This is a genomic window from Solemya velesiana gill symbiont (assembly GCF_002020805.1).
Lineage (GTDB): Bacteria > Pseudomonadota > Gammaproteobacteria > Chromatiales > Chromatiaceae > Sedimenticola_A.
Map to the genome: position 1 here is coordinate 1 of NZ_MPRJ01000079.1, position 12,165 is coordinate 12,165.

A 12,165-nucleotide genomic window follows, 5' to 3' on the forward strand; every position below is an offset into this window, starting at 1 on the left:
CCAAGGCGTTCATGCAATTCAAGACGGTCTTCGTGGGCAAAAAAGTTCGGTTGCATAGTCTGTGTACTGTGATTGAAAAGTTGTGTGTGTGTTATTATCACAGATTAAGGTGGGTTTTTAGAGATTCCCAAAAAGCATTCTCCTCAACTTCCAGAAGGGCGAGACTGATATGTTTCCCTACCTCATCCTCGAAGTTGATCCACTCGCTGTAGGCAGCCAGCTTCTTTACGACAGGCGCCTTCATCTCGAACGCTGCCAGGTCCTCTTCGTAGAGGCGGGCTACCTCATGGTAGATCGTCTCAAGGTATTTCTTATAGGTCGCGGGCACCTCGGTTCCACCTGCCGGGCCGTGGCCTGGTACATAGTGCTTTGCATTTATATCTAGGGCTACCTGGCAGGCATCGATGTTGCCCTGGAAAGTGGCGTCGTCCATACGTGCCATACGGGTATAGAGTACATTGTCTCCGGTAAAAACGACGGAATCTTCAACATATTCGATCATGATGTTGGCTCCGCTGTGTGCCTTGCCCGGAGCATAGATGCGGAAGGTTTTACCGTTTATCTTCAGTATCTGGCTGTCAATTACTTCAGTATTGGGAATCACTGCAATCGTGCCATCAGTGAAGCCGTTGGTTGAACTGGACATGAGTTGAATCCACTGCTCACCTTCTCCGTCGTGGGCTTTTTTTATCATGTCCGGGTGTCCCATGATGACCGCATCGGGATAGAGTTCGGTGATGGCGTGATTGCCAAGCCAGTGATCACCGTGAATATGGGTCGAGAAGACATGGGTGACTGGCTTGTCGGTCAACTCCCTGATGCGTTTCATCACCATGCGGCCTGCCTGCAGGCTGGATCCCGGGTCGATAACGATCACCCCTTTGTCCGTGACGACCCAGGCAGGGTTGTTCATGAATCCCTGGTTCTCCACGGAAGGAAAACCCCTTGGCCCGATGATCACGTAAGTGGATTCAGCAATTTGCTGCACCGGGTGGTCACGAATGATCTCACCGGCCCAGAGTTGGGGGGTGATGAGCAGGGAGGCGATAAGGAAATAAAAGGAACGTAGCATGGTTCTTTGTCCGATTGGTGAATATCTATCCAAGCTTAATGTGGGGAAAGGAACCGAGCCATTATGGAAAACCACAAGACATTATGCGCATGTTGCAGGAATAGGATGGACAGGCGTTACGATGACCAAGTCACGTCAATTCCTGGAGTTTGAATCTGGCAGTGGCAGCATTTTTGTGCTCACTGTGCCGATCATTACTTGATACGAACAAAAATTCTTAATCGAAACCATCGAGGCCTGTAGGAGACAGGCCTGCGCTGGCTGGTGCATAATATCCGGAATACGACACAGACAGGCCTCTATCATGTTCAGACCGCTCGCTAGCCTCTTCGTACTGGTTGCCGCATCCCTCCTTACCGCTTGTGGCGGGCCGCGTTACCAGCTGGTGCATGACTTCATTCCCCCGGAAGATAAAGCCGGGCGGGCCTGCCTGATGGCGTGCTTTGAAGACAAGAAGGGGTGTGGGTACGACTGTGAAAAACGCTGCCACTTCTGCCTGGAAGATGCGCGATATGATGCCGAAAAGAGTTTCGATGAAACATATGATGCCTACCATCGTGACCTGAGGGAATACAGCATCGACCTGGAGCTGTACTACAGTGAACTTGAATCTTACCAGGATCGAAAAGTTGAACTGGAGAGAAAGATAAAGGTTCTGAGCAGGTTGTGTGGCAACGTCAAGGACAAGGAGGCACGTGACCTGGTCTGCAGCAGCAGAAACGATGTCAGAAGGGATTTGCGCCAACTGAAAAAGCCGGTAAAGCCGAGAAAGCCCAGTGAACCGACTCTGGAACATGAGATTGCACGTCTGCAAGGGGCCTGTTCAAAAGAGTGTGGTTGCGACGAGCGCTACCGTACCTGCTACACCTCTTGTGGTGGGACTGTTATCCAGCGCAAGGTTTGTGTCTCAAACTGCGATGAGGCCGATTGACAGTCTGCAACATCAATACCGGTTCAATCGATGGCGTGATCTGCTTATGTTCCGAGTCAGGTCCTTTCTTCAGTCCGCCGTGTAAGTGGTTTTTCGTTTATTCACAAGTGAATCACCGCTTGCACAGAGGTTACATCGATCGCTTGACTTGACTCAAGTCTACGGATGCTCCCGGATTTGAGTTTGTCTTTCGTTGGAGGCGTGTCTTGAGCATCAAAGCCGGTATCATCAGCGATCCCCACGCCACACCGGGGCCTGTTGAAGAGGCAATATCCGTTTTTCGACAGCAGGGGGTGGATCATATCCTCTGTGCCGGTGATATTGCAGGTTACGGTGATGCGCTGGAGGAGACTGTCGAGCTGTTGATATCGAGCGGTTGTAAAAGCGTTATCGGTAACCATGAGGCCTGGTATCTTGATTGGACGGTGGCCAGTGAGGGTTTACTCAGCTACGGCTATCTGAGCGGATTGCCTGGCTCATTGGAGATGACGATTGCGGGCAAAACGCTTTATATGGTGCACGCATGTCCGCCGGATTCGCTCATGGACGGTATCAGGTTGCTTGATGTGGAAGGTGAACTGATTGATGAGCAACAGGCTTACTGGACAGGTCGTTTACGGGGGTTCGCCTACAATGTACTGGTGGTTGGTCATACCCACCAGGTGTTTGCCGAGCGACTGGCAGACACCCTGGTGATCAATCCTGGCAGTACGCTTTTCAATCACAGCTGTGCAGTGGTGAGTTTCCCCGAACTGCAGGTCGAGTGGTTTGGCTTGTCCGGTCAGACTCTGCAGAAGTCATGGAACTGGGGAATGGTTCGGTTCGAACCTGATTGATAGGTGGCGATGCACCTATCGCAGCGTCATTCTGGCGAATGCCAGAATCCATGAGTTTCCCAAGTGGCACTGGATCCCGGTAATCACCGGAATGACCAGAAAGCAGTAGCTTGGAAAATGTCAGCTCACCAGTAGAGCAACCAGCTCTGTGGGTCCATGTACACCGTATGACAGGGTCTGTTCGATGTCGGCCGATTTTGACGGGCCGGAGATGAGAAGGGCATTTGTGGGCATGCCTTCCTGCCAGGCCTCTTCTTCCACCACCTCCGCAAAGGTGTTGTAGAGTTTGTCCGCGTGCAGCACCGCAAAGTGCACCGGGGGCACCAGCGAGTAGGTTCTCGGTTCTTCGAGTGTGGGCCAGAGTACCAGGGTGCCGACCTGGGCGATACCGGTGCGTACCGATGTCACTGCAGCAGCAATATCGTTGAACAGGGGCTCTTTCCAGGACTCTATGGTTTCATTCAAAGTGACCAGCCGTGGGGTGCTGTCGTCAGAGTTCCAGTGCTTCTCCATGGCTTCAGCCAGCGGGCCTTGGTTTCCGTAGAGCAGGTTATCAAGTTCTTTTTTACGGCAGAGCTCCTGCAGCTTGTGACACCAGTCCTGCTCGGTGGTCAGGTGCACCTCGGCACGAACCGAGCGCAGCTTTTCGGTAAAGGCTTCGATACGCTGCTGCAGGGTGGTTTCGTTACCTTCATCCATGGATGCTGGCTCATCCTGCGGGGGGAACTCAGGCCGTTGGCGGCGAAGGCGGTTGAGGATGTTGTCCCGAGCGTTATGCATTGTCGAACCCCTTTTCACGGGCCAGTTCGTGAAGTGTCCTGGCGGCAATCCGCGGCGGTCTCCTGACATCGGTCCAGGGTCCCAGTTTCCTGGGCATCAATGAACGCAGTCGCGTGGCTGTGCGCATGGCCAGGCGGTAGAGCATGGGCTGGACATGGAGCCAGCTCCATGATTTCCAAATCCAGGCCTCTGTGCCTTTACGCTGTTCACTCTGGCCTTTCACTTTGCCGTCGTTGTTGTTACGCACCCCTTCATAGCGCAGCCGGTTCAACAGGTCAGGCAGGGGGATGCGTACCGGGCACACCTCGCCGCAGGCGCCGCAAAGGGTGGAAGCGGTGGGCAGTTCGCCCAAGGTGTCCAGGCCGATCTTCTGTGGCTCAACCACGGAACCGATGGGACCCGGTATGGTGGAGCCGTAAGCGTGTCCGCCGATACGACCATAGACCGGGCAGTGGTTCATGCAGGCGCCGCAGCGGATGCAGCGCAGGGTATTGATTAACTCATCATCTTCGTAGATGCGGGAGCGTTCGTTGTCCGGCAGTACCAGGTGGACCTCTTGGGGGCCATCCTTCTCCCCAGGCTTGCGCGGCGAGCTAATCATGTTGAAGTAGGTGGATATATGCTGGCCGGTTGCACTGCGCACCAGCAGGTTGAGCAGGGGAGGGATGTCGCTCAGCTGCTCAACCACCTTCTCGATACCGGTTACCGCGATATGCACCGGGGGTACCGTGGTACACATGCGGCCGTTGCCTTCGTTCTCCACCAGGCAGAGGGTGCCGGTTTCAGCGACCGCGAAATTGACACCCGAGAGACCGACATCTGCCTTGTAGAACTTTTCCCGTAGAATCTCCCTGGCGCTACGGGCCAGTTTTTCGGGATCTTCCTCGAAGGGTATGTCCGGAAACTTCTGGCGGAAGAGTTCGGCGATCTCGTGGCGGTTCTTGTGGATCGCCGGGGCGATGATGTGGGACGGTGTCTCTCCCGCGAGCTGGACGATGTATTCGCCAAGGTCCGACTCCAGGCACTCGATGTCGTGATCTTCGAGGAAGTGGTTCAGTTCCATCTCTTCCGAAACCATGGACTTGCCCTTGATCATGCGCGTGGCATCGTGTTGCCGCATGATTTCGAGCACGATGTTGTTGGCTTCATCAACGCTCTCGGCCCAGTGCACCTGGATGCCGTTGCGGGTGCAGTTCCCCTCCAGCTGTTCCAACAGCTCCGGTAGTTTGCTCAGGGCATTTACGCGTATGCCGGCGCACTGGGTTCTGAGCTGCTCACGTTCCCTTGGATCAGAGAGCCCTGCACGGCGCTTCGCCATGAGACCATCCATGGCAAAGCGGAAGTTACGCCGGATCTGCGGGTTGCCGAGCGCCTCTTCGGAGCGCTGCCTGAAATCACTGGCTGTCTGCATTGGTACGCTCCCAGAGAAAACTGGCAATGTGTTTTCCCTTGATCTTTTCAGCCTGGTGATTCAACCGGCCGGATATGTTCATGAGACAACCGCAATCGCCGCTGACCAGGGTGTCGGCACTGGTGTTGCTGATATGTTCTGCTTTCTCGCTGACCATCTCGGCGGAGATCTTCGGGTGCTTGACTGCGAAGGTGCCACCGAAGCCACAGCACTCCGCCTTGCGCTCCTGCTCAACAAGTTCCACGTTGCCCAGCTGTTGCAGCAGGGCTTCATGCTCCTCTGCCACGCCCATCTCACGGCGCGCGGAACAGGAGGTATGGAGGGCAACCTTTGCAGGCGTACCCAGGTCTTTCAACGTTATCTTGAGTACATGCACGAGAAACTCGGTGAGTTTGTATACGCGATTGGCCAGGGCCTGTACCTGTTGCTCCTGGGGCGTGTTTTTGAACAGGCGGGGGTAGTGGTGGCGCATCATCCCGGCACAGGACCCGGATGGAACCACCACCGGGTAGTCCAGGGGGAAGCACTTCAGCTGGGCCAGGGCAACGGCCCTTGCTTCGTCGCGGTAACCGCTGTTCCAGGCAGGCTGGCCGCAGCAGGTCTGGTCCTTGGGGAAAATAACGTCCACCCCTTCACGTTGGATCAACTGCATGCCGGCAAGGCTTGCCTCGGGGTAGAGCAGGTCCACCAGGCAGGTGCCGAAAAAATAGATCCTGCCCGGTTTCTCAGGATAGTGTCGCTGGCGTTCCATGTGTGCTCCGGTTAATCCTCTGAGTTAGGTGTAATGTCACGCAGGGCGCGTTGCCAGCGCCCCTGTTCCCGATAGATCTGCTGCAGGGACTCCTCCACGAGCACCATGTGGGCCTGTGCCGCCGACCTGGCCTTCTCGGGGTCGCCCTCGATAATCGCATCCATCAGCCGTTCGTGCTGCTTGCTCAAGGGGTCGAATACCCGGGGCAGGGTATAGAGCTTGTCCAGGTTGTGGCTGATGCTGCTCTGAAGCAGGGTGAAGAGGCCGCGCATCACGTGCAGCAGAACCAGGTTGTGGGAGGCTTCCACGATGGCCAGGTGAAACTCTGCGTCTGCCCGTGCCTCGTCCATCGGATCAGGGCTGCCGTGCCTCTCGATCATGTTCCTGAAACAGCGCCGGATATTCTCCTTGTCCTCCTCGGTACTGCGCAGGGCGGCATAGTAGGCTGCCGTTCCCTCTAGGGCGTGGCGGATCTCCAGCACATCGAAGCGGGACTCTGGAAGCTCTTTGAGTAGTGCCAGCAAGGGGTCCACGAAGGAGGGTTCCAGCCCTCCACAGACATAGGTACCACCACCTCGTCGGGTATTGAGCAGCCCTTTGCTGTTCAGTCGGCCGATGGCCTCACGCAGGGATGGGCGTGAAACATCGAGCTGAGCCGCCAGCTCCCGTTCGGCGGGCAACCGTTCACCGGGCTTGAGTTCCCCGTTTGCAATCATCGCCTCCAGCTTGGCTGCGATCTGGTCTGATATGCGTTGTTTAGGCATGATAAAATAATTGGTAAGACCAATTGAGTTGGGAGTTTATAACGTGCTTCGAAAAAAAGGAAGGTCTTTTGATATATAAAAACTTACTAATATTTAAGATAAATTCTTACTATATGTAAGTAATGCAACCTATCATATGACAGATTTTAGAAGTTGACAGGTTTTCTGTTCTGGTTTCCAATGTTATTGGTCAGACCAATATGGCGCCGTTGGAATGGCGATTCTCTTTAGCCGGATTTCATGTAATGCCATTTATCCAATTCAATTCCGTATAGCAGGGCAACATATGCATGAATCCATCAGAAAATTCAGGCGTGAGCTCGAGGGCTTCATCTCTGCAGAGCGTCTGATCGATGACCCGTTGCGCACGCTTGCATACGGAACGGATGCAAGCTTCTACCGCCTGGTACCCCAGTTGGTTGTCAGGGTCGATGATGAAGATGAGCTGGGTGAGATCCTTAAGGCGGCAAATCGTTACCAGGTACCGGTAACCTTCCGTGCTGCGGGTACCAGTCTTTCAGGTCAGGCGATTACCGACTCGGTTTTGCTTCAGCTCTCGGGCGATGGTTGGCGTGACTACAGTGTTGCCCAGGATGGCAGCAGTATCAGTCTGCAGCCTGGAATTATTGGCTCCCGGGCCAACGAGATTCTTGCCGACTACAACCGAAAAATAGGCCCTGATCCCGCATCCATCAATACGGCAAAGATCGGCGGTATCGCGGCCAACAACTCCAGTGGCATGTGTTGCGGGACTGCGCAGAACAGTTACAACACCCTGCAGAGTATGCACGTGGTGCTGGTCGACGGCACGGTGCTGGACAGTGTTGATGAAGCGAGTGTTGCGGCCTTTCGCAGGGCACATCCCAAACTGTTGGAAAAGCTGGACGCACTCGCCCGCAATACGAAAGACAATGATGACCTGCGTGAAAAGATCAGGCACAAGTACCGCCTGAAAAATACCACCGGCTACAGTCTGAATGCACTGGTCGATTTCGAAGAACCCCTGGATGTCCTTCAGCACCTGATGATCGGTTCTGAGGGTACTCTCGGTTTTATCTCCAGTATCACCTACCGGACAGTACCGGATCACCCCTGCAAGGCCACCTCGCTGATCCTGTTCCCTGATGTAGAAACCGCCTGCCGTCCGTGGCCGCGCTCAAGCAGGCACCGGTTACCGCCGTGGAGTTGATGGACCGGGCTGCACTCCGCTCGGTGCAGGGCAAGCCCGGTATGCCTGCCTATCTCCACGAGCTGGATGACGAGGTGGCGGCACTGCTGGTGGATGCCAGGGCTGCTGACAGGGAGACGCTGGATCGTGATGTCAGGCAGATCGAACAATCTCTGGCTGATATGAGCGTGGTCATGCCCGTTGCCTTCACCTATGACCCCCATGAGTACCAGGCGCTGTGGAACATTCGCAAGGGACTGTTTCCCGCCGTGGGGGCGGTCAGGCAGACCGGCACCACGGTGATTATCGAGGACGTGGCATTCCCTGTACCTGAGCTTGCTACAGCAGTGCGCCAACTGCAGGCCCTGTTCGTCAAGTACGGTTACCACGAAGCGCTGATATTCGGTCATGCCCTGGAGGGCAATCTCCATTTTGTCTTCACCCAGGATTTCAGCACCCAAACAGAGATCCAGCGTTACCAGGGACTGATGGACGATGTGTGCGCCCTGGTGGTCGATGGTTATGGGGGTTCTCTGAAAGCGGAGCATGGCACGGGGCGCAACATGGCGCCCTTCGTGGAGATGGAGTGGGGTAGTGACGCCTATCAGCTGATGTGGGAGATCAAGCGCCTGTTCGATCCGGAGAATCTTCTCAATCCGGGGGTGATTCTGAACGAAGATCCGGAGATACACCTGAAGCCCCTGCCTGCAGCGGACGAGATCGTGGACAAGTGTATCGAGTGCGGCTTCTGCGAGATGATCTGTCCCTCCTGGGATCTCACCTTGACTCCCCATCAACGCATCGTGAGCTGGCGCGAGATCACGCGCCAGAACGCTTCTGATCCGGCAGGCGAACGTCTAAAGCAGCTTCAAGATGATTTCGTCTACCAGGGCTGGATACCTGTGTGGCTGATGGTCTCTGTGCCACCTGCTGTCCTGTAGGCATAGATACCGGAAAGATGATCAAGAAGATACGGAGCGACAACCGTAGCGACCGGGCCAGGGGGGTAGGCAACTGGGTCAATAAGAACTTCTCAGGAATAACCTCGGCAACACGAACAGGCTTCAGGGTGGTTGGATTGGCGCAGGACCTTCTGGGTGATAGTAACCTGCAAGGTCTATCTGAAAAGCTGAACAGTATCAGCCGGGGGCGCCTGCCCCGGTGGAACGCAAGCATGCCCCGCAGTGCTGCATCCCTTGATCGAAATCACCCCGGCAGTGTTAACGGCAAGGTGGTCTACTTTCCCAGTTGCCTCAGCCGCACCATGGGACCGGCAAAAGGCGATCCTCACCAGGAGGCCCTCCATGAGGGGATGCAGTCCCTGCTGGTCAAGGCGGGTTTTGAAGCTGTGTTCCCGGCAAGGGTGGATGGACTCTGCTGCGGACAGCTACTGGAGAGCAAGGGCCTGCCTATCCAGGCCGGTGAGAGTGTCCGGAAGCTGGAGCAGGCGCTGTGGCTGGCAAGCGAAGAGGGCAGGCTGCCTGTGCTTTGCGACACCAGCCTCTGCACCTTCCGCATGATCGAGGGCATGACAAAGCCATTGAAGATCTTCGAGCCGGTGGGTTTCATCAGCGAGTATCTCCTGCCATATCTGGAGAACAGGTCACAGCTCGATTCAGTGGCTCTGCACGTGACCTGTACCAGCCGCAAACTCGGGCTGGAGCAACCGATGCTCGATATGGCCAGGCGCTGTGCAAAAGAGGTGGTGGTGCCGGTAGAGAAAGGGTGCTGCGGCTTTGCGGGGGACAAGGGATTTACCACCCCCGAACTGAATGCGGCAGCCTTGAAGCGACTGCGCGAGCAGATACCGGAAGGCTGAAGTATGGGCGTGTCAAACAGCCGTACCTGCGAGATCGGACTGTCCCAACATTCAGGAATTCCCTATCAGTCTATTGTCTACCTGGTGGATCAGTGTTTTGATAGCTTGTCCAAATAAAGGGTATTAAATATATCGTTGGCTACCGCATTCCCTCTCCCTCTGAGGGAGAGGGAATGTATGGTGCATCTATCAAGGTAAAAGAAGCTAAAACATAATCCATGCTGCTCCAGATCATCTCCATCGTCTTTCCGATCTTCGCCATCGTGCTGGTGGGGTTCATCTATGCCCGCCGTCATGCACCGGACATGGCGGCTGCGAACAAGGTGACCATCGATATCTTTATCCCGGCGCTGATCTTCGATGTGCTTTCAGGTAAGGACTTCAACCTGATCGAATACCAGGAGTTGGGGGTAGGGGCGGCAGTAATCATCCTGGGTTCCGGTGTCATCGCCTGGCCGGTGTCGCGTCTGCTCTATTACCAATTCAAAACTTTCGTGCCACCCATGATGTTCAGCAATTACGGCAACATGGGGCTTCCCCTGGCGCTCTTCGCTTTTGGTGAGCAGGCGCTGCCCGCTGCAGTGGTGATGTTCATCGTCGGCAACACGCTCCATTTCAGCGTGGGTATGAAGCTGATGGACAGCTCGGTCTCCATGCTTGGCCTGTTTCGTATTCCCATGCTTATTGCCACCATTGCGGGCCTGGCGATCTCGTTCCTGAAGATAAAGATACCGCAGCTGCTTGCCGTACCCATCGAGATGCTGGGGCAGATCGCCATCCCCCTGATGCTCTTCGCGCTGGGTGTGCGGTTGATTCATATCGACTGGAGGGCGTGGCGCATCGGCCTGGTGGGGGCGATACTCTGTCCCCTCAGCGGTCTGATCATTGCCGTTCCATTGGGAATGGTCCTGGGGCTTTCCGATCTACAGTTTGCCATGCTGGTGGTATTCGGCGCGCTGCCACCGGCAGTGCTCAACTACATGGTGGCAGAGCGATACGGCCAGGAGCCCCAGAATGTCGCCTCCATTGTCATGCTGGGCAACCTTGCAAGCGTTGTGGTGATCCCGATGGTCCTCGCTTTCGTCCTTTGACGAACCACGTGGTCTGCCAGGCGGATTAGTTGTAGGAGCGAACTTGTTCGCGATCGACTTCGATCAGCTCAGATCGCGGATAAATCCACTCCTACAGGCAATCATCGGGTTACCCAACCCTGAAATTTATGTGTTTTGAAAACACAGGCAACTGTGTTCCTATTAAACGGAATACCTGCAGAGCAAATTCCCTGATGCCATCATCGCTAAAAAAACCGGAATACCTGCTGATCCTGCTTGCTGCTGCAGGTTCATTCGCTTTCTCCTCCTGGCATACCCTGCTGAATAACTTTGCAGTGGAGATGGTGGCTTTTACCGGTGTCGAGATCGGCATTCTCCAGAGCCTGCGGGAAGTGCCCGGGTTTCTGGCTTTCACTACGGTATTCATTCTACTGCTGATTCGTGAACAGAGCTTTGCGCTGATCTCGATCGCCCTACTGGGGCTGGGTGTGGTCATGACCGGGTTGCTGCCCAGTGAGTACGGTCTCTACTTCACTACCGTGCTGATGTCGGTGGGGTTTCACTACTACTATACCCTGCAGCAGTCATTGACCTTGCAGTGGGTGGATAAAGATCGTTCACCCCTGGTCATGGGCCGCCAGTCATCTGCCAGTTCGATTGCATCGATCATTGTTTTCGCCGGGATCTGGCTGGGCATGGAGTGGGCCGGTCTGGGTTATACCTGGCTTTATGCTTTAGCAGGGCTTGCCGCCATGCTGGTGGCCCTGTTTGCATGGCAGTGGTTTCCGGCCTTCTCCCATAAGGAACCCCAGCATAAGCACCTAGTGCTCAGGAAGTGCTACTGGCTCTACTATGCGCTGGTCTTCATGAGTGGCGCACGCAGGCAGATCTTCGTGGTATTCGCCGGTTTTTTGATGGTTCAGAAGTTCGGTTACAGCGCCTCAGATATCGCACTGTTGTTCCTGGTCAATCACATACTCAACACGCCGTTGGCCCCAAAGATAGGCCGTCTCATCAGTGCCTGGGGTGAGCGTCGTGTGCTGACATTGGAATATGTCGGGCTGATCGTTATCTTTGTCTCATACGCCTTTGTTGAGGTTGGGTGGATGGCCGCCGTTCTGTACGTGGTGGATCATCTCTTCTTTGTCATGGCAATCGGCATCAACAGCTATTTTCACAAGATAGCGGATCCCAAGGATATCGCCTCAACCGCCGGTGTCTCTTTTACCATCAATCACATTGCTGCTGTAGTGATCCCGGTATTATTCGGCATGCTCTGGATGATCTCCCCGGCGAGTGTGTTTCTGGCAGGAACGGGAATGGCGGTTATGTCACTGGGCTTGGCACTGCTTGTTCCGGCACAGCCCAGCACTGAGATCAACACCGTATTGAAGATGTCAGAAACCTGAGGTCGTTGGTTTACCAAGACACCTACAGGCTACAGGCTCTACGGCTCAATAACTATATTAACGGCTGCTTTAATACGCGGATTCAACTCGCTAGTGCAACAGGTGGGTTGATCCCGAAAAATACCTGATTAGGTGTTTTAATGCCAAGGCATTTTCGAGGGCGATTGTTCAG

The 12,165-nt window shown here is 55.0% G+C and carries 9 protein-coding genes and 1 pseudogene; 5 read left to right on the top strand and 5 right to left on the bottom strand.

Going from position 1 to position 12,165, the window contains the following annotated elements; translation table 11 throughout:
• Positions 1-97: 97 nt before the first annotated feature.
• Entirely contained in the window at positions 98-1,072 is a 975-nt protein-coding gene (locus BOW53_RS10570; protein WP_078487956.1) for an MBL fold metallo-hydrolase, read from the bottom strand.
• A gap of 304 nt (positions 1,073-1,376) precedes the next feature.
• Between BOW53_RS10570 and BOW53_RS10575 the strand changes: the two genes are divergently transcribed.
• Positions 1,377-2,003: a hypothetical protein gene (locus BOW53_RS10575; RefSeq protein WP_078487957.1), complete on the top strand. Its 627-nt coding sequence runs from the start codon at positions 1,377-1,379 to the stop codon at positions 2,001-2,003.
• Positions 2,004-2,209: 206 nt separating this feature from the next.
• Positions 2,210-2,839 (top strand): metallophosphoesterase family protein, encoded by a 630-nt coding sequence (locus tag BOW53_RS10580; protein WP_078487958.1) that lies wholly within the window; start codon positions 2,210-2,212, stop codon positions 2,837-2,839.
• A 120-nt stretch (positions 2,840-2,959) separates the two neighbouring features.
• Here the strand turns inward: BOW53_RS10580 and BOW53_RS10585 are convergent, their stop codons facing one another.
• From BOW53_RS10585 to BOW53_RS10600, 4 genes are read right to left on the bottom strand one after another with little or no spacing between them, the layout of a single operon-like run.
• Positions 2,960-3,619 carry a LutC/YkgG family protein gene (locus BOW53_RS10585; RefSeq protein WP_078487959.1) on the bottom strand — a complete coding sequence of 220 codons (660 nt, stop codon included), beginning with the start codon at positions 3,617-3,619 and terminating at the stop codon, positions 2,960-2,962.
• On the bottom strand, positions 3,612-5,030 hold the full coding sequence (locus BOW53_RS10590; protein WP_078487960.1) for a LutB/LldF family L-lactate oxidation iron-sulfur protein: 1,419 nt from the start codon (positions 5,028-5,030) through the stop codon (positions 3,612-3,614). Before BOW53_RS10590 ends, BOW53_RS10585 begins: the two co-directional genes overlap by 8 nt.
• A complete protein-coding gene (locus BOW53_RS10595; protein WP_078487961.1) occupies positions 5,014-5,781 on the bottom strand; it encodes a (Fe-S)-binding protein in 768 nt (255 codons plus the stop codon). The genes BOW53_RS10590 and BOW53_RS10595 overlap by 17 nt, the downstream gene beginning before the upstream one ends.
• Before the next feature lie 11 nt (positions 5,782-5,792).
• A complete protein-coding gene (locus BOW53_RS10600; RefSeq protein ID WP_078487962.1) occupies positions 5,793-6,545 on the bottom strand; it encodes an FCD domain-containing protein in 753 nt (250 codons plus the stop codon).
• A gap of 286 nt (positions 6,546-6,831) precedes the next feature.
• Between BOW53_RS10600 and BOW53_RS10605 the strand changes: the two are divergent.
• The 3 genes and pseudogenes from BOW53_RS10605 to BOW53_RS10615 all read left to right on the top strand — a co-directional run bounded on the left by BOW53_RS10605 (position 6,832) and on the right by BOW53_RS10615 (position 11,993).
• Positions 6,832-9,649: pseudogene (locus tag BOW53_RS10605) on the top strand (FAD-binding and (Fe-S)-binding domain-containing protein).
• A gap of 101 nt (positions 9,650-9,750) precedes the next feature.
• Positions 9,751-10,623 carry an AEC family transporter gene (locus BOW53_RS10610; RefSeq protein WP_078487963.1) on the top strand — a complete coding sequence of 291 codons (873 nt, stop codon included), beginning with the start codon at positions 9,751-9,753 and terminating at the stop codon, positions 10,621-10,623.
• 194 nt (positions 10,624-10,817) lie between these two features.
• Positions 10,818-11,993 carry an MFS transporter gene (locus BOW53_RS10615; RefSeq protein WP_078487964.1) on the top strand — a complete coding sequence of 392 codons (1,176 nt, stop codon included), beginning with the start codon at positions 10,818-10,820 and terminating at the stop codon, positions 11,991-11,993.
• Positions 11,994-12,165: the final 172 nt, after the last annotated feature.